The sequence below is a fragment of the Streptomyces sp. SCSIO 75703 genome (assembly GCF_036607905.1).
Classification (GTDB): domain Bacteria; phylum Actinomycetota; class Actinomycetes; order Streptomycetales; family Streptomycetaceae; genus Streptomyces.
In genome coordinates this window covers 4660915-4681657 of sequence record NZ_CP144555.1, presented here as the reverse complement: position 1 = coordinate 4681657, position 20743 = coordinate 4660915, and the positions used below count along the sequence as shown (strand labels likewise).

Annotated in this window: 16 protein-coding genes; 1 reads left to right on the top strand and 15 read right to left on the bottom strand. The window is 72.5% G+C overall.

The window, feature by feature from the left end; translation table 11 throughout:
• Positions 1-273: 273 nt before the first annotated feature.
• The 6 genes from obgE to VM636_RS20510 form a co-directional block, all read right to left on the bottom strand.
• Positions 274-1710: a GTPase ObgE gene (gene obgE / locus VM636_RS20535; RefSeq protein WP_030418285.1), complete on the bottom strand. Its 1437-nt coding sequence runs from the start codon at positions 1708-1710 to the stop codon at positions 274-276.
• 133 nt (positions 1711-1843) lie between these two features.
• The gene (gene rpmA / locus VM636_RS20530; RefSeq protein WP_006132816.1) at positions 1844-2098 is read right to left on the bottom strand and encodes a 50S ribosomal protein L27; all 255 of its coding nucleotides are present in this window, start codon (positions 2096-2098) and stop codon (positions 1844-1846) included.
• Positions 2099-2112: 14 nt separating this feature from the next.
• A complete protein-coding gene (gene rplU / locus VM636_RS20525; protein ID WP_004931419.1) occupies positions 2113-2433 on the bottom strand; it encodes a 50S ribosomal protein L21 in 321 nt (106 codons plus the stop codon).
• A 172-nt stretch (positions 2434-2605) separates the two neighbouring features.
• Positions 2606-3682, bottom strand: coding sequence for an iron-containing alcohol dehydrogenase family protein (locus VM636_RS20520; protein ID WP_030418284.1), 1077 nt, complete (start codon positions 3680-3682; stop codon positions 2606-2608).
• A gap of 193 nt (positions 3683-3875) precedes the next feature.
• Entirely contained in the window at positions 3876-8111 is a 4236-nt protein-coding gene (locus tag VM636_RS20515) for an Rne/Rng family ribonuclease (protein ID WP_338485278.1), read from the bottom strand.
• Positions 8112-8384: 273 nt separating this feature from the next.
• Positions 8385-9164: a TIGR03936 family radical SAM-associated protein gene (locus VM636_RS20510; protein ID WP_030418282.1), complete on the bottom strand. Its 780-nt coding sequence runs from the start codon at positions 9162-9164 to the stop codon at positions 8385-8387.
• Positions 9165-9381: 217 nt separating this feature from the next.
• On the opposite strand from VM636_RS20510, the gene VM636_RS20505 reads away from it, so the two are divergent.
• Positions 9382-9966 (top strand): TerD family protein, encoded by a 585-nt coding sequence (locus VM636_RS20505; RefSeq protein WP_030418281.1) that lies wholly within the window; start codon positions 9382-9384, stop codon positions 9964-9966.
• A 107-nt stretch (positions 9967-10073) separates the two neighbouring features.
• On the opposite strand, the gene VM636_RS20500 is transcribed toward VM636_RS20505, so the two are convergent.
• The 9 genes from VM636_RS20500 to VM636_RS20460 form a co-directional block, all read right to left on the bottom strand.
• Positions 10074-10490: a hypothetical protein gene (locus tag VM636_RS20500; protein ID WP_053912482.1), complete on the bottom strand. Its 417-nt coding sequence runs from the start codon at positions 10488-10490 to the stop codon at positions 10074-10076.
• A gap of 274 nt (positions 10491-10764) precedes the next feature.
• A complete protein-coding gene (locus VM636_RS20495) occupies positions 10765-12711 on the bottom strand; it encodes a TIGR03960 family B12-binding radical SAM protein (protein ID WP_030418279.1) in 1947 nt (648 codons plus the stop codon).
• A gap of 106 nt (positions 12712-12817) precedes the next feature.
• The gene (gene rodA, locus VM636_RS20490) at positions 12818-14017 is read right to left on the bottom strand and encodes a rod shape-determining protein RodA (RefSeq protein WP_030418278.1); all 1200 of its coding nucleotides are present in this window, start codon (positions 14015-14017) and stop codon (positions 12818-12820) included.
• Positions 14014-16278 (bottom strand): penicillin-binding protein 2, encoded by a 2265-nt coding sequence (gene mrdA / locus VM636_RS20485; RefSeq protein WP_030418277.1) that lies wholly within the window; start codon positions 16276-16278, stop codon positions 14014-14016. The genes rodA and mrdA overlap by 4 nt, the downstream gene beginning before the upstream one ends.
• A 150-nt stretch (positions 16279-16428) precedes the next feature.
• Positions 16429-17100, bottom strand: a complete 672-nt coding sequence (gene mreD, locus VM636_RS20480; protein ID WP_030418276.1) for a rod shape-determining protein MreD — start codon at positions 17098-17100, stop codon at positions 16429-16431.
• A 13-nt stretch (positions 17101-17113) separates the two neighbouring features.
• Positions 17114-18058: a rod shape-determining protein MreC gene (gene mreC / locus VM636_RS20475; protein ID WP_030418275.1), complete on the bottom strand. Its 945-nt coding sequence runs from the start codon at positions 18056-18058 to the stop codon at positions 17114-17116.
• A gap of 514 nt (positions 18059-18572) precedes the next feature.
• Positions 18573-19592 carry a rod shape-determining protein gene (locus VM636_RS20470; protein WP_030418274.1) on the bottom strand — a complete coding sequence of 340 codons (1020 nt, stop codon included), beginning with the start codon at positions 19590-19592 and terminating at the stop codon, positions 18573-18575.
• 302 nt (positions 19593-19894) lie between these two features.
• Entirely contained in the window at positions 19895-20308 is a 414-nt protein-coding gene (gene ndk / locus VM636_RS20465; RefSeq protein WP_338485277.1) for a nucleoside-diphosphate kinase, read from the bottom strand.
• 64 nt (positions 20309-20372) lie between these two features.
• A complete protein-coding gene (locus VM636_RS20460; RefSeq protein ID WP_030418272.1) occupies positions 20373-20738 on the bottom strand; it encodes a DUF4233 domain-containing protein in 366 nt (121 codons plus the stop codon).
• Positions 20739-20743 lie beyond the last annotated feature (5 nt).

The following is a 20743-nucleotide window of genomic DNA, read 5'->3' as shown; positions in this document are numbered from 1 at the left end:
GCGTGTCGGAGCCTCTCTGTGTCCTCCTCGTACCGGTTTCCGGCGTTTCGGCGGCCCTCCGTCTGCCGGGGGGCGGAGTGTCGGGCCCCGGCAGGTCCCGGCGGCCGGTGTCAGAGCCCGGCGAGCCGGGCCTCGGCGGGGGCAAGCCAGGCCCTGGCGGGACGAGCCGGGCCTCGGCGGTGCCTGCGCGCGGACCCCGTGCGCAGGCACCGGGCCGGTTCGCGCGCGGCCCCGGGTGGCCCGTAACGGGCCCGTGTCTCCGGGGGAGGTCCGTCAGAAGGGTTCGAAGCCGTCGTACTCGCGCTGGGACTCGTCGCGGCGGGCTTCCCGTTCGCGGCGGCGCTGGGCGGCCGGGCGCGGGGCCTCGAAGCGGTGGTCCTCGCCGCGGCGGCCGAGCATCTCGGCGCCGGCGGTGACGGACGGCTCCCAGTCGAAGACGACCGCGTTCTCCTCGGGGCCGATGGCCACGCCGTCGCCGGGGCGGGCCCCGGCCTTGAGGAGCCGGTCCTCGACGCCGAGGCGGTTGAGCCGGTCGGCGAGGTAGCCGACGGCCTCGTCGTTGTTGAAGTCGGTCTGGCGGACCCAGCGTTCGGGCTTCTCTCCGCGCACGCGGAAGAGTCCGTCGTCCTCGCGGGTGACGGTGAACCCGGCGTCGTTGACGGCCTTGGGCCGGATGACGATGCGGGTGGACTCCTCGGCGGGGCGTGCGGCGCGGGCGGCGGCCACCAGTTCGGCGAGGGCGAAGGAGAGTTCGCGCAGCCCGGTGCGGGCGACGGCGGACACCTCGAAGACGCGGTAGCCGCGGGCTTCCAGGTCGGGCCGGACCATCTCGGCGAGGTCCTTGCCGTCGGGTACGTCGATCTTGTTGAGGACGACGACGCGGGGCCGGTCGTCGAGTCCGCCGTAGGCGCGCAGTTCCGCCTCGATGACGTCGAGGTCGCTGAGCGGGTCGCGGTCGGACTCCAGGGCGGCCGTGTCGAGGACGTGGACGAGGACGCTGCACCGCTCCACGTGGCGCAGGAACTCCAGGCCGAGGCCACGGCCCTGGCTGGCGCCGGGGATCAGTCCGGGCACGTCGGCGATGGTGTAGACGGTGGCGCCGGCGGTGACCACGCCGAGGTTGGGGACGAGCGTGGTGAACGGGTAGTCCGCGATCTTGGGCTTGGCCGCGCTGAGCACGGAGATCAGGGAGGATTTGCCGGCGCTCGGGTAGCCGACGAGTGCGACGTCGGCGACGGTCTTCAGCTCCAGGTGGACGTCCCGGAGGTCGCCGGGCACGCCGAGCAGCGCGAAGCCGGGGGCCTTGCGCCGGGCGGAGGCCAGCGCGGCGTTGCCGAGGCCGCCCCGGCCGCCCTGGGCGGCGACGTAGGAGGTGCCGTGGCCGACGAGGTCGGCGAGGACGGTGCCGTCCGCGTCGAGGACGACGGTGCCGTCGGGGACGGGGAGGATCAGGTCCTGGCCGTCCTTGCCGGAGCGGTGGCCGCCCTCGCCGGGCTTGCCGTTGGTGGCCTTGCGGTGCGGGGAGTGGTGGTAGTCGAGGAGCGTGGTCACCGACTGGTCGACGGTGAGGATCACGTCGCCGCCACGGCCGCCGTTTCCGCCGTCCGGGCCTCCGAGCGGCTTGAACTTCTCACGGTGGACGGAGGCACAGCCGTGGCCTCCGTTACCCGCGGCGACGTGCAGCTCGACGCGGTCCACGAAGGTGGTCATGGTGTGGTGCCTCCAGAAACGTGCGGGGGTGGGTGTAGCTGTAACGCGGAAAGGGCGGACCTGCTTCCCGTGCCGGGAAGTGAGGTCCGCCCTCGCCGCATCGCTCGGTACGGAAGCCGTGCCCTGGGAAGGGTCAGGCGACCGGAACGATGTTGACGACCTTGCGGCCGCGGCTGGTGCCGAACTGCACCGAGCCGGCCTGCAGCGCGAACAGGGTGTCGTCGCCGCCGCGGCCGACGCCCGCGCCCGGGTGGAAGTGGGTGCCGCGCTGACGGACCAGGATCTCACCAGCGTTGACGACCTGACCGCCGAAGCGCTTCACGCCGAGCCGCTGGGCATTGGAGTCGCGCCCGTTCCGGGTGGACGATGCGCCCTTCTTGTGTGCCATGAGTTCTCAGTCCCTTACTTCGCGGCCGCGGGGATCTCAGTGACCTTGATCGCCGTGTACTGCTGGCGGTGGCCCTGACGACGGCGGTAGCCGGTCTTGTTCTTGTAGCGCAGAATGTCGATCTTCTGGCCCTTGTGGTGGTCCACGACCTCGGCCTGGACCTTGATGCCGGCCAGCACCCACGGGTCGCTGGTCACAGCGTCGCCGTCGACGACGAGCAGGGTCGAGAGCTCGACCGTGTCGCCGACCTTGGCGGTGGAAATCTTGTCAACCTCGACGATGTCGCCGACAGCAACCTTGTGCTGGCGACCACCGCTGCGCACGATGGCGTACACGCGGATCTCACTCTCTCGCTCGGGAACGGCACCCCCGCAGTCCAGCCGTCCCGCGGCAGACGCGTACGGCCTCTCCCGGTCGCGGCCCGCGTCCGGGAGGAAAGGGTTTACGGGGATGTGACGCGTCTGTCGACACGCCGACGCTCAAGATTACGGGCCTGCCGGACGGGGGTCAAACCGGCCCGTGTGGCCCGGTGACGGAGGCGGCGTACTCGGCGTAGGCGTGGGCGATCCGCTCGGGCGGCAGGTCCAGGTGTTCCAGGATCGTGTAGCGGCCGGGCCGGGTGCGCGGCGCGAAGGCGACGGCGCGGACGAAGTCGTCGTCGCCGACGCCCAGCTCGCGGGCGAGCACGGGCAGCCCGTGGCGGCGCAGGGTGCGGGCGACGAGCCGGGCGCGGCCGGTGTCGCCGCGCAGGTGGGTGGCGAAGGCGGCGGCCATGCCGACCTGTTCCCCGTGGCAGGCGGGGTGGCGCGGGTGGAGCAGGTCGAGGGCGTGGCCGATCTCGTGGCAGGCGCCGGAGGCGGGCCGGCTGTGCCCGGCGGTGGTCATGGCGACGCCGGACAGCACCAGTCCCTCCGCGAGGACGGTGAGGAAGGCGTCGTCGTCGCAGCCGCCGGGGTGGCGCAGGACGCTCTCGCCGGCCTGGCGGGCGAGGGCGGCGGCGAGGCCGTCGACGCGTTCGCCGCGGACCCGGTGGGCGAGTTCCCAGTCGGCGACGGCGCTGAGGTTGGAGAGGGCGTCGCCGATGCCGGAGCGCACGTAGCGGGGCGGGGCCCGGCGGACCACGGCGAGGTCGACGAGGAGGGCGACGGGTGCGGGCACTCCGTAGGAGCCGTGTCCGGCGTCGTTGGCGAGGACGGAGACCGGCGAGCAGATCCCGTCGTGGGAGAGGCTGGTGGCGACGGTGACCATGGGCAGTCCGAGGCGGGCGGCGGCGAACTTGGCGCAGTCGATGACGCGGCCGCCGCCGATGCCGACGATCGCGTCGTGGCGGCCGGTGCGGGTGCGGTCGGCGAGGCGCACGGCGTCGTCGAGGCCGGCGCCGCGGGTCTCGAACCAGGCGGCGCCGGGCAGCGCGGGTGCGAGCCTGCGGCGCAGGGCGGTGCCGGAGCCGCCGCTGACGGCGACGGCGACCCGGCCGGAGGGGGCGATGCGCTGGTCCACGAGGAGGTCGGGGAGGTCGTCGAGGGCGCCGCGGCGGATGTGGACGGCGACCGGTGAGGGGATGAGCCGTGACAGGACCGGCACCGTTCCTCCGTCGCGGGGGTCTCGTGCGGCGACGGACGGGTCCCGGCGCCGAAGGGTCATCATGGCCGCGGCGGACCCGCGGGTCTCCGTCCGGGGCGGGGGGTGGCCGGGAAGGTGCGGGAAGTTGTCCGGGAAGGGGTGTGGCCCCGTCCCTTTGGGGGGCGGGGCCACACGGTGGTGCCTGCGGGGCGGGTCAGCCCTCGTCGGCGGTGGCGGTGACCGTGGCCGGTGCCTGGCTCTCGGCCGCCGCGGTCTTCTTGGCGGCCGTCTTCTTGGTGGTGGCCTTCTTCGCGGTGGCCTTCTTGGTGGCGGCCTTCTTGGCGGGCGTCGTCTTGGCGGCCGTGGTCTTGGCCGTCGTCGTCTCCGCCGCCTTCTTGGCCGTGGCCTTCTTCGCCGCGGTCTTCTTGGCCGCCGTCTTGGTGGCGGTCGTCTTCTTGGTGGCGGCCTTCTTCGCGGTGGCCTTCTTGGCCGTCTTGCGGGCCGCCGCCTTCTTGGCGGGCGCCGCCTCCTCGGTCCCGGCCGCCTCCTCGGTCCCGGCCGCCTCGCCCGGCGCGGCGGCCTCGGTGGCCGCGGGGGCCTCGGTGGCCTCCGTGGTCCCGGTCTCGGCGGGAACCTCGGCGGCCGGGGCCGCCTCCGGGGCCGTGGCCGACGGGACGACCACGACGGCCGTGTCCTCGGACGCGGTGGAGGTGGTGGGCTTGCGCACCGCCCGGCGCCGCGGGCGGGCCGGGGCCGCGCTCTCGGCCTCGGACGCCTCCGGGGCGGCCTCGGCAGGCGCCTCGGCCGGGGTCTCCGGCGCCGCGGGGGCCTCCGGCTCGGCCGGGGCCTGCGGCGTGTCGGCGACGGTCACCACGGCGGCCTCGGCCCCGGCGGGCGAACCGGCCGGAGCGGTGGCCTTCCGGGTGGCCCGGCGCCGGGTACGGCCCTTGGGGGCGGCCTCGTCCACGGCGGCGGCCTCGGCGGCCGGCGCCTCCGCGGCCTCGGGGGCCTGGGCGGCGGGCGCCTCGACGACCGCGTCCTCGACGGCGGCCGGCTCGGCCAGCGCCTCGGCGGCCGGCTCCCGCCGGACCGGGCGCTCGGCCTCCTCGGCGGCGCTGACGTCCTGGGCGGTCGGGCCCTGCGGCACGGCGGTGTCCCGGGTGGGGGCGCCCGCCGGGGCCGACGCGCGCCTGCCGGTCCGGCGGCGGCCACGGCCGCGGGTCGCGGCGGCCTCCGCCTCGGCGGCGCTGTTGTACAGCTCCTCGTCGGCGCTGAAGTCGGGCGCCGGCAGGGCGACCGGTTCGGCCGCCTCGGCGGCCACCTCGGCCTCGGTCTCCGCCTCCTGCTCCGCGGTCGGGCCGGTCTCGACGCCGGCCGCCGCCTCGTGCTCGTGCGGCTGCTCGGCCGCCCCGGCGCGGGCCCGCTTGCGGCGCTTGCCGCCGCCCGCGGCGGAGGGCTGGTCGAGGTGGACGATGACACCCCGGCCGTTGCAGTGGACGCAGGTCTCCGAGAACGACTCCAGCAGGCCCTGGCCGACCCGCTTGCGGGTCATCTGCACCAGGCCCAGCGAGGTGACCTCGGCGACCTGGTGCTTGGTGCGGTCGCGGCCCAGGCACTCCAGCAGGCGGCGCAGCACCAGGTCCCGGTTGGACTCCAGCACCATGTCGATGAAGTCGATGACGATGATGCCGCCGAGGTCGCGCAGCCGGAGCTGGCGGACGATCTCCTCGGCCGCCTCCAGGTTGTTCCTGGTGACCGTCTCCTCCAGGTTGCCGCCCTGGCCGGTGAACTTGCCGGTGTTGACGTCGATGACGACCATCGCCTCGGTCCGGTCGATCACCAGCGAACCGCCGCTGGGCAGCCAGACCTTGCGGTCCAGCGCCTTGGCGAGCTGCTCGTCGATCCGGTACGTGGCGAAGACGTCGACCTCGGAGGTCCAGCGGGAGAGCCGGTCGGCGAGGTCCGGCGCCACGTGGGAGACGTATCCGTGGATGGTCTGCCACGCCTCGTCGCCGCTGACGACGACCTTGGAGAAGTCCTCGTTGAAGATGTCCCGCACGACCCGGACGGTCATGTCCGGCTCGCCGTAGAGCAGTGTCGGGGCGTTGCCGCCCTTGGCCTTCTTGCGGATCTCGTCCCACTGCGCCTGGAGGCGTTCGACGTCGCGGCGCAGTTCGTCCTCGCTGGCGCCCTCGGCGGCGGTGCGCACGATGACGCCTGCGTCCTCGGGGACGATCCGCTTGAGGATGGACTTGAGGCGGGAGCGCTCGGTGTCGGGGAGCTTGCGGCTGATGCCGGTCATCGAGCCCTCGGGCACGTAGACCAGGTAGCGGCCGGGCAGGGAGACCTGGCTGGTGAGGCGGGCGCCCTTGTGGCCGATCGGGTCCTTGGTGACCTGTACGAGCACCGACTGCCCGGACTTCAGGGCGGACTCGATGCGGCGGGGGCCGCCGGACATGCCGAGCGCCTCGAAGTTGACCTCGCCAGCGTACAGGACGGCGTTGCGGCCCTTGCCGATGTCGATGAAGGCGGCCTCCATCGACGGGAGCACGTTCTGCACCTTGCCGAGGTAGACGTTGCCGACGTACGAGGTCGACTGCTCCTTGTTGACGTAGTGCTCGACGAGCACGTCGTCTTCCAGGACGCCGATCTGGGTGCGCTCGCCGTGCTGGCGGACGACCATGACGCGCTCGACGGCCTCGCGGCGGGCGAGGAACTCGGCCTCGGTGATGATCGGGACGCGGCGGCGGCCCTGCTCGCGGCCCTCCCGGCGGCGCTGCTTCTTGGCCTCCAGGCGGGTGGAGCCCTTGATGGACTGGACCTCGTCGGAGGGTTCGGTGGCCTTGCGGGGCTCGCGGACCTTGACGACGGTGCGCTCGGGGTCGTCGGTGGACGACTCGGCCTCGCCGGAGGCGTCCCCGGCGCGGCGGCGGCGACGACGGCGGCGTCGGCTGCTGCTGGAGCCGCCCGCGTGGTCGGTCTCGCCGGAGGTGTCGTCGCCGTCCTCGGCGTCCTCGTCGGCCTGTGCGGTGGTGTCCTCGGCGTCCTCGTCGGCCGGCCGTTCGGCGGTGTGTCCGGTGCCGGGTTCCGTGCCGTGCGCGCCGTCGGTGGTGTCGCCGTCGGCGTGGTCGTGGTCGCCGTCGGTGCCGTCGCCGTCGGTGGAGTCGCCGCGCCGGCGGCGGCGTCCGCCCCGGCGACGGCGGCGGCGGGAGCCGGACTCCTCGCTGCCCTCGCCGTCGTCGCCGTGGTCGCCGTCGTCGCCCTGGTCGTCGGCGTCGTTCTGGTCGTCGGCGTCGTCGTCGGCCGCGGTGGCGTGGTCGGGGCCGGTCTCGGCGGCGGGCGTGGTGGTGCGCTCCTCGGCCGTGTCCTCGGGGGCGGCGCCCCGGCGGCGGCGACGGCGGCGCGACGCGGCGGGTTCCTCGGTGTGGTCCTCGTCCTGCTCGGGCGCGGGGGTGCCGGCGGCCTCGGCGGCGGCTTCCGCGGCGGCCCGCTCGGGCGTCTGGAAGCGCGGCTCGGCGAAGACGGGCGGCTGGAAGAGGGCGACGGCGGGGCGGGCCGGGCGCTTCGGCGTGCCGGACTCCTCGGTGCCGGAGGCGGCGGTGTGCGCGGGCTCGGCGAATCCGCCGGCGGCCTTGCGGGTGGCGCGGCGGCGGGCGCGGCGCGGGGCGGCGTCCTCGGTGGGAGCGGCGGGCGCGGTGGACGGCGGGGTGGTCCCGGGGGTCTCGGCGGCGGGCTCGGGCGTGTCGGCCGGGGCGGGCTGCTCGACGGTGGTGTCGGCGGCGGCTCCGGGCGTGTCGGCCGGGGCGCTCGCGCGGCGGGCGACCCGTCGGCGGCCACGGCGCGGGCCGGCCTCATCGGCGGCTTCGGCGTCGCCCGCCGGGCCGGTGCCCTGCGTGTCCTGGGCGTTGTCCCGGGCCGGGGCCTGTGCGGCGGGGGTCTGCTCGGCCGGGGCCTGCGCGGCCGTGGGCGAGGTGGTGTCGCGGGTGGCGCGGCGGCGGGTGCGGCGCGGGGGCTCGGCCTCCGCGGTCACGGCCGGGGCGGGCGCCTCGGCGGGGGCCTGCGCGTCGGCGGCGGGGGCCGCGGGGACGACGGTCTCGGCCGCCTCGGCGGCGGCGGGCGCTCCGGCGGGGGCGGAGGCGCGGCGCACGGCACGGCGCCGGGGGCGGGCCGGGGCGGCCTCGGGGGTCTCGGTGGCCTCTTCGGTCCCGGCGGCCTCGGCGGCTGCCGTCTCCTCGGAGTCTTCGGGGTCCTCGAGGGCCTCGGGGCCGGTCACGGCCGTCTCGGCCGGGGCGACGGTCTCCGCCTGTGCCTCGGAGGCGCCCGAGGGCGGGCCCGCGGGGCGGGAGGCGGCCCGGCGCCGGCGGCGCGGGGGCAGGGTGTCGCTGGGGGTGTTCGAGTCGGCGTCCGTGGTGGCTGTCGCGGACTCTGTGGTGTCGGTCGGTTCGAGCATGCGGGGGTTTCTCCCGTCAGGCTCCCGGGCGCCGCGCCTGGTCCGGCATCGACCGTGTCGGTCGCCGGTGACGTCCGCGGTCCGCGCGGTGCGCGGTCCCGCCGTCCGGGGCGCGGGCGCCGCTCGGGAGCTCTCCGTGTCTGTCTCGCCGGTTCCGCACTCCTTGTGGTGCACGGCCTGGCGAAAGTCTTGTGGTGGGTGCGCTGCCCGACCCAGGTGGCTCCCGAGGTCGAAGGGCGGCGCTACGACATCCGTCCCTGCGCGGGACCTTCCTTACGCCGGTGCCTTCGCGGCGGCAGCGGCAGCGGGGGCCGTGGGCGGCTCGGGCGCTACTGCCTCGCGGTCGGGCGCGAGCGGGTCGGTCACCGCACCGGTCTCTTCATCGAGCAGCCCCTGCGCCAGCCTGGTCACCGCTGCGGGGACCGGCGGCGCCAGGTCGGCCACGGCGCGGAGACCGGACAGGACGTCGTCGGGTCGTACGGCAGGCGTCACGTGCCGAACAACCAGCCGCAGTATCGCACAGGGCCGGTCGCTCGGCCTATCAGCCTGCGCGGGGTCGCGCTGTCCGGTGCGCAGGCTCACGACGGCCGCGCGGGCGTCGAAGGTGCGCAGGCCGCTCTTGGTGCGGCGCTGCACCTCGACACCGTCGGCCGCGGTGAAGGCGGCGGCGGCGCGCTCGGCCTCGGCCGGGTCCACGCCGTCCAGCCGCAGCTCCCACACGGAGGCCGTCAGCCGGTCGGCGAGCCCGGAGGTGCGGGTCTCGACCGCGTCGACGATGTCGAGACCGGCGGGCAGGGACGCGTCGAGGAGGCGGCGCAGGGTGTCGGGGTCGCGCGCTTCGGTGAGCGCGATCTCCAGGTATTCCGCCTCACTGCCCGTGCCGGTGGGTGCGGCATTGGCGTAGGACACCTTCGGGTGCGGCGTGAACCCCGCCGAGTACGCCATGGGCACCTCGGCGCGGCGCAGCGCGCGCTCGAAGGCACGCTGGAAGTCACGGTGGCTGGTGAACCGGAGGCGGCCGCGCTTGGTGTAGCGCAGTCGGATGCGCTGCACCGCGGGTACGGGCGGCGGTCCTTCGGGCTGTCGCTTGCCCAGTGTCGTTCAGTCCTTCGTGAGTGCGGTCGTCCTGCTTCCAAGAGTACGTGCCGCGGCGCGGGATGGTTCCCCCGTCCCCGGGGTTTCCGGGCGGGGGCTCGGGCGGGGGCGCCGGGGGCCGCCAGGCAGACTGTGCGTGCCCGCTTCTCGTACCGACGGAAAGGCTGTGCCACGCATGATCACGCTCACGAAGGAAGACGGCCCGGCGGATCTGGACGGGGTGACGCACCTGTCCATCGGGGTGTCCTGGGACCCGACCTCCGGCAGCAGCGGAGGGCTGCTGGGGGCGCTGCGCCGCAAGTCCGGCACGGACCTGGACCTGATCGCCATCGCGCTGCAGGGCGCGGACCCGGTGCGGCTGGCGGGTCTGGACTCGCTGGATCCGATGGGCAACGGCTCGCTGCTGCACAGCGGTGACAACCAGACGGGCCGGGGGGACGGCGACGACGAGACGGTGACGGTGGAGTTCGCGCGCATTCCGTCCCACATCACGTCGATCGTGTTCATCGCGGCGGCCTACAAGAAGGGCAGTTCGTTCCAGAAGGCGCGCAACATCAGTTTCAAGGTGTACGACGCGACGGGGGGCAGTTCGCAGCAGGTGGCGGACATCTGGCCGAGTCTGCTGACGCAGGACAACGGCTGCGCGGTGGCGAAGGCGGTGCGGGTGGGCACCGGCTGGAAGCTGGAAGTGATCAATGTGACGGGGAAGATCAAGCAGGGTGACGAGCACGCGCTGATGCGGTTCGCGGTCAGCAAGTAGCGGCCGGCCGTGCGGGGCCGGGCCGCGCCGCGCCGCCGTCACTCACTCCCCCGGGCGTACCCCGCCCCCCCCGGGTCCTGGTTCCCGGGGGGGGCGGGGGCCGGGGGCTACTTCTCGCAGCCCTGGAGGCGGGGTACGGCGTCCATGACCCAGCCGTCGCCGCTCTTGCGCAGGTCGAAGCCCAGGCAGTGACCGCCCTGGCGGAGGGCGGCGAAGGGGCGGTCGCCGGTGCCCTCGTGGGTCACCTCCAGGCTGCCGGGCAGGGCGGAGAACCGGTCGAGCAGGGCCTCGGCGTATCCCTCGCCGGCCTGCGCGGAGAGGTGTGCGGCGAGGGCGTCCGCGTCCTGGACGGCGAGTGCCGTGGCGATGTCCTCGGTGAGCGCGGCGGGGGTGGGTGAGGCGGTCTTTTCGGGTTCGTTGGCGATGGCGACGACGATATAGGTGATCCAGCCGACCAGAAGCAGTCCGACGATCGCGGGGAATGTCGCTTTCTTCAGTGCTGCTTTGCGGCTCGTCGCGTCCATGCGGTTCAGTCTAACGGCGGGTTTCGGCTGTTCACGGACGGTTCCGGGCGTCCGCGAGGCCCTTGCGGGGGCGGGCTCGCGGGGGCTGTGCTTCCTTGCCGGGGCGGGTGTTCCGCCGCGACGCGGGTGCGCGTATTGCGGTGGTGTGCGTCGTTGCGGCCGTGGTTCACGGATTTCCGGAAACGAGAGGGCGCGGTATGCGGGAGGCTTTCGGAGAATGTCCCGCATGACCGCGCCCGTCGTTCTCCTTTGGGGGAAAGGGCGTCCCGGCGGGTCAGCCGGCGCTTTGTCCGGTGACCGTCAGCGGGAGCAGTTTCCTGCCGGTCGGGCCGATCTGGATGGAGGTGTCCATCGCGGGGCACACGCCGCAGTCGAAGCAGGGGGTCCAGCGGCAGTCCTCGACCTCGGTCTCGTCGAGGGCGTCCTGCCAGTCCTCCCAGAGCCACTCCTTGTCGAGGCCGGAGTCGAGGTGGTCCCAGGGCAGGACCTCCTCGTAGCCGCGCTCGCGGGTGGTGTACCAGTCGACGTCGACGCCGAAGGGCTCCAGCGCCTTGTCGGCGCAGTTCATCCAGCGGTCGTAGGAGAAGTGTTCGCGCCAGCCGTCGAAGCGGCCGCCGTCGTCGTAGACGGCGCGGATGACGGCGCCGATCCGGCGGTCGCCGCGGGAGAGCAGGCCCTCGACGATGCCGGGCTTGCCGTCGTGGTAGCGGAAGCCGATGGAGCGGCCGTACTTCTTGTCGCCGCGGATCTTGTCGCGGAGTTTCTGCAGGCGGGCGTCGGTCTCCTCGGCGGAGAGCTGCGGTGCCCACTGGAAGGGGGTGTGGGGTTTGGGGACGAAGCCGCCGATGGAGACGGTGCAGCGGATGTCGCCGGAGCCGGAGACCTCGCGGCCCTTCTGGATGACGCGGGTGGCCATGTCGGCGATCTGGAGGACGTCGTCGTCCGTCTCGGTGGGCAGTCCGCACATGAAGTACAGCTTCACCTGGCGCCAGCCGTTGCCGTAGGCGGTGGCGACGGTGCGGATGAGGTCGTCCTCCGAGACCATCTTGTTGATGACCTTGCGGATGCGTTCGGAGCCGCCCTCGGGGGCGAAGGTCAGTCCGGAGCGGCGGCCGTTGCGGGTCAGCTCGTTGGCCAGGTCGATGTTGAAGGCGTCGACGCGGGTGGAGGGCAGCGAGAGGCCGATCTTGTCTTCCTCGTAGCGGTCGGCGAGGCCCTTGGCGACCTCGCCGATCTCGCTGTGGTCGGCGGAGGAGAGCGACAGCAGGCCGACCTCCTCGAAGCCGGTCGCCTTCAGTCCCTTGTCGACCATCTCGCCGATGCCGGTGATGGAGCGTTCGCGGACCGGGCGGGTGATCATGCCGGCCTGGCAGAAGCGGCAGCCGCGGGTGCAGCCGCGGAAGATCTCCACGGACATCCGCTCGTGGACCGTCTCGGCGAGCGGGACGAGGGGCTGCTTGGGGTAGGGCCACTCGTCGAGGTCCATCACCGTGTGCTTGGAGACGCGCCAGGGCACGCCGGAGCGGTTCGGTACGACGCGGGCGATGCGGCCGTCGGGGAGGTACTCGACGTCGTAGAAGCCGGGGACGTACACGCCGCCGGTGCGGGCCAGGCGCAGCAGGAGTTCCTCGCGTCCGCCGGGGCGGCCCTCGGCCTTCCAGGCGCGGACGACGGCGGTGATCTCCAGGACGGCCTGTTCGCCGTCGCCGAGGACGGCGCAGTCGATGAAGTCGGCGATGGGCTCGGGGTTGAAGGCGGCGTGTCCGCCGGCGACGACGACGGGGTCGTCGGGTCCGCGGTCAGCGGCCTCCAGGGGGATGCCGGCCAGGTCCAGGGCGGTCAGCATGTTGGTGTAGCCGAGTTCGGTGGAGAAGGAGAGGCCGAACAGGTCGAAGGCGCGGACCGGGCGGTGGCTGTCGACGGTGAACTGCGGGACGTGGTGTTCCCGCATCAGCGCCTCCAGGTCGGGCCAGACGCTGTAGGTGCGTTCGGCGAGGACGCCGCGCTGCTCGTTGAGGACCTCGTAGAGGATCATGACGCCCTGGTTGGGGAGTCCGACCTCGTAGGCGTCCGGGTACATGAGCGCCCAGCGGACGTCGTTCTCCTCCCAGGGCTTGACCGTGGAGTTCAGCTCTCCGCCGACGTACTGGATCGGCTTCTGCACATGCGGGAGCAGAGCTTCGAGCTGCGGGAACACCGACTCGGCGGCTTCGGCAGGCATCTGGCGGGACCTTTGTGTGCTGACAGGGTGTCCCCCAGCCGGCGGCCGGGGGGCGGGTGGCCACCCAGACTAACCCGGCGGGCCGCCTGGGCGGCATCCGCGCGGGTCAGGCGGAGACGGGTCTCTGGGCGGTGATGGACTGCAGGAGTCCGATGGAGACCCAGACGGCGAACATGGACGAGCCTCCGTAGGAGACGAAGGGCAGGGGCAGGCCGGTGACGGGCATGATGCCGAGGGTCATGCCGATGTTCTCGAACGTCTGGAAGGCGAACCAGGCGACGATGCCGGCGGCGACGATGGTGCCGTACAGGTCGCTGGTGCCCCGGGCGATGCGGCAGCCGCGCCAGAGGATGATGCCGAGCAGGGCGATGATGAGGCCGGCGCCGAGGAAGCCGAGTTCCTCGCCGGCGACGCTGAAGACGAAGTCGGTCTGCTGCTCGGGCACGAAGCGGCCGGTGGTCTGGGAGCCCTGGAAGAGGCCGGAGCCGGTGAGTCCGCCGGAGCCGATGGCGATGCGGGCCTGGCTGGTGTTGTAGCCGACGCCGGCGGGGTCGAGTTCCGGGTTGGCGAAGGCGGCGAAGCGGTTGATCTGGTACTCGTCGAGGATGCCGAGCTGCCAGACCGCGAGGGAGCCGATCACCCCGGTGCCGAGCAGCCCGAAGACCCACCGGTTGGAGGCGCCGGAGGCGAGGAGCACACCGAGCACGATGACGACCATGACCATGACCGAGCCGAGGTCGGGCATGAGCAGCACGATGAGCATGGGCACGGTGGCGAGGCCGAGTGCCTGGAGCACGGTCTTGTGGTCCGGGTAGGGCTTGTCGCCGGCGTCGACGCGGGCGGCGAGCAGCATCGCCATGCCCAGGATGATCGTGATCTTCACGAACTCGGAGGGCTGGAGGGTGAAGCCGCCGGGGAGCTTGATCCAGGAGTGGGCGCCGTTGATGGTGGAGCCGAGCGGGGTGAGCACCAGCAGGTTGAGGAAGACCGAGGCGCCGTAGAGGACGGGGGCGGCGGTGCGCAGGGCGCGGTGGCCGAACCAGATGGTGGCGACCATGAGGGCGAAGCCGATGCCGGTGTTGAGCAGGTGCCGGGTGAGGAAGTAGTAGGGGTCGCCCTGGTTGAGTTCGGTGCGGTTGCGGGTGGCCGAGTAGATGAGCAGGGCGCCGATCATCGACAGGACCACGGAGGCCGTGAGGATCGGCCAGTCGAGTCGCCGGGCGAGGGAGTCGCGGGCGAAGACGCGGGTCCAGCCCGAGCGTTCGGGGCCGTATCCGGAGACCTGGAAGCTGTTGGTTCCGGTCATGTGCGGGTCCTTCCGGTCCTCCGGGTCCGCCTGCGGGTCTGCCGGTTGCCGGTGGCGGGCGGTTCGACGGTGGCCTGCGGGTCCTGCGGGGCGGTGGGGTCGTCGCCGCCGGGCGGCGGGGTGTCCTGGGTGTTCCGGGGGGTGGCGAGGAGTTCCTTGACGGGGTCCTCGGGCATCTTCGGGGCGGCGATGGTGCCGTCCGTCCTGATCTCGGGGAGGGCGGTGATGGGCTTGGCCATGAGGGCCTTGCCCTTGTCGAGGGAGCCGTCGGCCTGGACGCCGTAGAGGGCGTCGTAGATCTTGCGGACGGCGGGGCCGGAGGCGCCGGAGCCGGTGCCGCCCTGGGAGATGGTCATGACGATGGCGTAGTCGTCGGTGTAGGTGGCGAACCAGGAGGTGGTCTGCTTGCCGTAGACCTCGGCGGTGCCGGTCTTGGCGCGCATGGGGATCTTGTCCTGGGGCCAGCCGCCGAAGCGCCAGGCGGCGGTGCCGCGGGTGGCGACGCCTTCGAGGGCCTCGTCCATCTTGGCGAGGGTGGCCTTGGAGAGGGGGAGCTTGCCGTGGGAGGCGGGCTCGATCTCCTCGACGTGCTTGCCGTCGGGGCTGACGACGGCCTTGCCGATGGTGGGGGCGTAGAGGGTGCCGCCGTTGGAGAGGGCCGAGTAGACGGTGGCCATCTGGATGGGGGTCACGAGGGTGTCGCCCTGGCCGATGGAGTAGTTGATGGAGTCACCGGCGCGCATCTTGTTGCCTTCGAGGCAGTTCTCGTACGCGATCTGCTCGACGTAGGAGCCGCCCTTCTTGCCGGTCTTGCACCAGGCGTCCTTGTTGGCCTCCCAGTACTTCTGCTTCCACTCGCGGTCGGGGACGCGGCCGGTGACCTCGTTGGGGAGGTCGATGCCGGTCTCCTTGCCGAGGCCGAATTCGTGGGCGGCCTTGTAGAAGTAGTCGTGGGGCTTCTTCGGCTTCATGCCGCCGTCGCGCTTCCACTCCTCGTGGGCGAGGCGGTAGTAGACGGTGTCGCAGGAGAGTTCCAGGGCGCGGCCGATGCTGATCATGCCGTCGTTGGCGGACTCGAAGTTCTTGAAGACCTGGCCGCCGACCTCGTAGGAGCCGGAGCAGTCGTAGCGGCCGTCGAAGTCGTAGCCGGCCTCGACGGCGGCGGCGGAGGAGACCACCTTGAAGATGGAGCCGGGGGCGGCCTGGCCCTGGATGGCCCGGTTGAGGAGCGGGTAGTTGGAGTCCTTGCCGGTGAGCTTCTTGTAGTCCTTGGCGGAGATGCCGCCGACCCAGGCGTTGGGGTCGTAGCTGGGGTTGGAGGCCATGGCGACGACGCGGCCGGTCTTGGCCTCCATGACGACGACGGCGCCGGCGTCGGCCTTGTAGGTGGTGTTGGTGTTGCGGTCGAACTCGTTGCGGGCGGCCTTCATGGCCTCGTTCAGCTCGTACTCGGCGACCCGCTGGACGCGGGCGTCGATGCTGGTGACGAGGTTGGAGCCGGGTTCGGCGGGGTCGGACTCGGCCTGGCCGATGACGCGGCCGAGGTTGTCGACCTCGTAGCGGGTGACGCCGGCCTTGCCGCGCAGCGCCTTGTCGTACTGGCGTTCCAGTCCGGAGCGGCCGACCTGGTCCGAGCGCAGGAACGGCGAGTCGGTGTCCTGCGCCTTCTGGATCTCGTCGTCGGTGACCGGGGAGAGGTAGCCGAGGACCTGGGCGGTGTTGGCCTTGCCGGGGGCGGTGTAGCGGCGGACGGCCTCGGGTTCGGCGGTGATGCCGGGGAAGTCCTCGGAGCGTTCGCGGATCTGGAGGGCCTGCTTGGGGGTGGCCTCGTCGGTGATGGGGATCGGCTGGTAGGGGGAGCCGTTCCAGCAGGGCTGCGGCGTCTTGGCGTCGCACAGCCGGACCTTCTCCCTGACCTCCTGCGGCTTCATGCCGAGGACGTCGGCGAGCTTGGTGAGGACGGCGTCGCCGTCGTCCTTCATCTTCATCAGTTCGGTGCGGGAGGCGGAGACCACGAGGCGGGTCTCGTTGTCGGCGAGGGGGACGCCTCGGCTGTCCAGGATGGAGCCGCGCACGGCGGGCTGGACGACCTGCTGGACGTGGTTGCCGGACGCCTTCTTGGCGTATTCGTCGCCCTGGCGGATCTGGAGGTACCACAGGCGTCCGCCGAGGGTGCCGAGCAGGGAGAGGACGAGGATCTGGATGACGACGAGCCGGGTCTGGACGCGCGTGTTCCGGCCGGTCTCCGGGATGTTAGTCATGGTCCGGGCCCGTTCCGTGGTGGGTGGTGGTGGGCGACGGGTGGATGTGGGTCACTGCTGCCGGCTCCCCCGCGCGACGTGTGTGCGTGTGTGCGGCCCGTACGGCCCGTACGGCCCGTGCTGCCTGTACGGCCTGTGCTGCCCCCGGTGTCACAGCCGCTTGACCCCCTTGATGCGTCCGGCGCGGGCGCCGCGGGAGCGGGCGGCCTTGACGCGCAGGGGGTTGCGCTGGCCGCCGATGCGCAGTCCGGTGCCGCCGGAGAGCCAGCCGGAGGCGATGTCGGTGTTCTGGGCGGTGGACCCGGAGTCGGCCAGCGGGTCGTTCTCGGCGCGGCGGGCGAGGGCCATCACGGCGGGGACGACGAAGGGCGCGAGGAGCAGGTCGTACAGGGCGGCGGTGAACAGGAGTCCGGGCAGGCCGACGTCGCGGGCGGCGGTGTCGCCGACGAGGGCGCCGACGCCGGCGTAGAGCAGGGTGGTGCCGACGGCCGCGGCGACCACGACGGCCATGGGGCCGACGGCGGAGCGCAGCCGGCCGTTCTCCGGGCGGGCGAGGCCGGCGAGGTAGCCGACGAGGCAGAGCACGAGGGCGTAGCGGCCGGCGGCGTGGTCGGCGGGCGGGGCGAGGTCGGCGAGGAGGCCGGCGCCGAAGCCGATGAGGGCGCCGCCGACGTGGCCGTAGACGAGGGCGAGGCCGACCACGGTGAGCAGGAGCAGGTCGGGGACGGCGCCGGGGAGCTGGAGCCGGGCGAGGACGCTGACCTGTACCACCAGGGCGACGACGACCAGGGAGGAGGAGAGCAGGATCCGGTTGACGCGCATGGGGTGAGTGCTCCTACTGCTCGGGCTGCGGCGGGCCGTCGGGGGCCGGGGCGGACGGGGTCACGGTGACCGTGACGGTCGGCGCGGGCTTCGGTTCCGGCTTGTCGGGCAGCACCGTGTCCCGCGGGTCCTTCTTGGGGGCCTGGACGACGACGCCGATCACGTCCAGCTTGGTGAAGCTGGCGAAGGGCGTGACGTAGAGGGTGCGGGTGAGGTCGCCGCCGGAGGGGTCGACGCGGCTGACGACGCCGACGGGGACGCCGGGCACGAAGGGCTTGTCGGCCTGGGAGCCGAAGGTGACGAGCCGGTCGCCCTTCTTGACGTCGGCCTTGCCGTTGAGGAGTTCGACGCGCAGGGGGCGGTCGCCCTGGCCGGAGGCGAAGCCGAGTTCGTCGCCGGACTCCATGCGGGTGCCGACGGTGAAGTCGGGGTCGTTGGCGAGGAGCACGGTGGCGGTGTGGGGGCCGACGGTGGTGACGCGGCCGACGAGTCCGTCGCCGTTGAGGACGGTCATGTCGCGTTGGATGCCGTCGTTGGCGCCGGCGTCGATGGTGATGGTCCAGGAGAAGCCCTGGGCGGCTCCTATGGCGATGACCTGGGCGCCCTTGATGCCGTACTGGCCGGCGCCGGCGAGGCCGAGCATCTTGTCGAACTGGCGCAGGCGGCTGCGTCCGCGTTCGTCGCTGCCGAGCTTGGCCTTCAGGGCGGCGTTCTCGGTCTCCAGGGCGGCGAGCCGGTCGTGCCGGTCGCCGGAGGAGCGGATCGCGGCGACGGCGTTGCCGACCGGGTCGACGGCGGCCGACACGCCGTTCTCGATCGGGCCGAAGACGGTGGCCGCGGCTTGCCGGGCGCCGTCGACGGGTGAGTCCTCACCGCCGCGGATGTCCACCGTGATCAGCGCGAACGCGATCGCGATCAGCAGCACCAGGAGCAGCCGGCTCTCTTTCGTGTCCCTCACGTGCGGCGGCCGTGCCTTCCTCGTCGGAGTCGGAAAACTGCGGGAACTGCGGGAACTGCGGGTACTTCGGGTACTGCGGTTGCTTCGATTGCCCCGGGTACTTCGGTTGCTTCGGGAAGCGCAGGTACCACGGAACTACGGGAACTGCGCGAACCGCGGGAAGTGCGGGGACTTCGGGCGTTTCGGGAGGCGGGGCCCGCTTCGGGAAGTGCGGACGCCCCGGGAAGCGGGGCCACTTCGGGAAGTACGGGAACCGCGGGTCTTGCGGGAGTACGGGAACTGCGGTTTCCACGGGTGGTACGGATACTTCGCAAACCAGGGGTGTTTCTCCGGACGTTGGGGACGTCGGGCGCGGACGTTTCGGGTGTCCGGGGAAACCCGCCGGCGCGTCGGGGTGTTCTCCGCGCCGCCCGGGAACATCCGGCCCGGGACTCGGGGGCGTTCTCATGTCTCTATATCAACGATCCGCCGCACGAGAGGGGATCGTCTCGTACGGCGGAACCGTCGTGCGACGTCACCTGCGGGGCTGGGCGTCCAGCACCTGCTGGAGCGCCTCGAACTCCTCGACGCACTTCCCGGAACCGAGCGCGACGCTGTCGAGCGGGTCCTCGGCGATGTGGATCGGCATGCCGGTCTCCCTGCGCAGCCGCTCGTCGAGGCCGCGCAGCAGCGCCCCGCCGCCGGTCAGGACGATGCCCCGGTCCATGATGTCGCCGGACAGCTCCGGCGGGCACTTGTCCAGGGTCGTCTTGACCGCGTCGACGATGGCGTTGACGGGTTCCTCGATCGCCTTGCGGACCTCGGCGGCCGAGATGACGACGGTCTTGGGCAGGCCGGAGACGAGGTCCCGGCCGCGGATTTCGGTGTGCTCGTCGGAGTCGAGGTCGTACGCCGATCCGATCGTGAGCTTGATCGACTCGGCCGTGCGCTCGCCCAGCAGAAGGCTGTACTCCTTCTTCACATGCTGGATGATCGCGTTGTCCAGCTCGTCACCCGCGACGCGGATGGACTGGGCGGTGACGATGCCGCCGAGGGAGATGACCGCGACCTCCGTGGTGCCGCCGCCGATGTCGACCACCATGTTGCCCGTGGCCTCGTGGACCGGCAGGCCGGAGCCGATGGCCGCGGCCATGGGCTCCTCGATGATGTGCACCTGGCGGGCGCCGGCCTGGGACGACGCCTCGATGACGGCGCGGCGCTCGACGCCGGTGATACCCGAGGGCACACAGACGACGACCCGCGGACGAGCCAGATACCGCCGCTTGTGGATCTTCAGGATGAAGTAGCGGAGCATCCGCTCGGTGATCTCGAAGTCGGCGATCACGCCGTCCTTCAGCGGGCGCACGGCGACGATGTTGCCCGGGGTGCGCCCGATCATCTTCTTCGCTTCGGCGCCGACCGCGAGGATGCCACCGGTGTTGGTGTTGATCGCGACGACGGACGGCTCGTTCAGTACGATCCCGCGACCCCTGACGTACACCAGCGTGTTGGCGGTCCCGAGGTCGACAGCCATGTCACGGCCGATGAACGACATTGAGTTCCCCATCAGGATTCGGCTGGCCTTCCCACAAGCCTATGAGGGCTTTTCAGGTCGGCGAGGTGGGTGCAGTGACGTGAAGGCTTCCATGGTAGACGCGCTTTCACGAACACCGCGCGAGGGTCTTCGCCATTGTCAGCAGATGGCGCACCGCCTCGCTTGTGGAGACGGGCCAACGGTGGAATCCGTTCCCCCGATCGGCACGCATATGCCGCAGGGCGGTCGCTTCTCGGCGACCGCCCCGGTCCGCCGGGCCCCTCTGGGCTGACGGCGCGTCAGAAAAAAGATGTTCCGGTGGTTCAGGCGAGGCCGGGGAAGAAGATCTTCACCTCGCGCTCGGCCGACTCCTCGGAGTCGGAGGCGTGGATCAGGTTCTCGCGGACGATCACCCCGTAGTCGCCGCGGATGGAGCCCGGGGCCGCCGCGATCGGGTCGGTCGGGCCGGCCAGCGCGCGCACGCCCTCGATGACGCGCTCACCCTCGACGATCAGGGCGACGACGGGGCCGGAGGCCATGAACTCCATCAGCGGCTCGTAGAAGGGCTTGCCCTGGTGTTCGCCGTAGTGCTGCTCCAGCGTGCCGGCGTCCAGCGTGCGCAGTTCCAGCGCGGTGATCCGCCAGCCGGCCTTGCGCTCGATCCGGCTGATGATCTCGCCGGTCAGTCCGCGCCGGACGGCGTCGGGCTTGAGCAGGACGAGGGTGCGCTGGGTCACGGGAGGGCTCCTTCACATCACAGGGGTGCTGGACGAGAGGTTACCGGGCGTGTCGCGGCGTCCGTCACGCAGCGTCAGGCGCGGGGGTCTCGTCCTGGGCGGCCTGCGCGGCGAACCGCGCCTTCGCCTCGTCGATCTTGCGGCCGTAGTGTACGGAGGCCCACCACAGGGCGCCGAAGAGCGCGCCCATGAAGAACATCGTCGGCACGACGAAGCCGGAGGCGACCAGGGCGGCCTGGAGGGCCCAGCCGAGGGCGATGCCGCCGGGCCGGGTCACCACGCCGCACAGCGCCAGGCACAGGAACATGGCGATGCCGCTGACCGTCCACACGGTGGTCATGGACAGGCCGGGGTCCTTCATGGCGACGAGGGCGGCGAAGCCGATCACGAAGAACTCGCCGATCAGGGTCGAAGCGCAGAGGGTACGCACGTCGG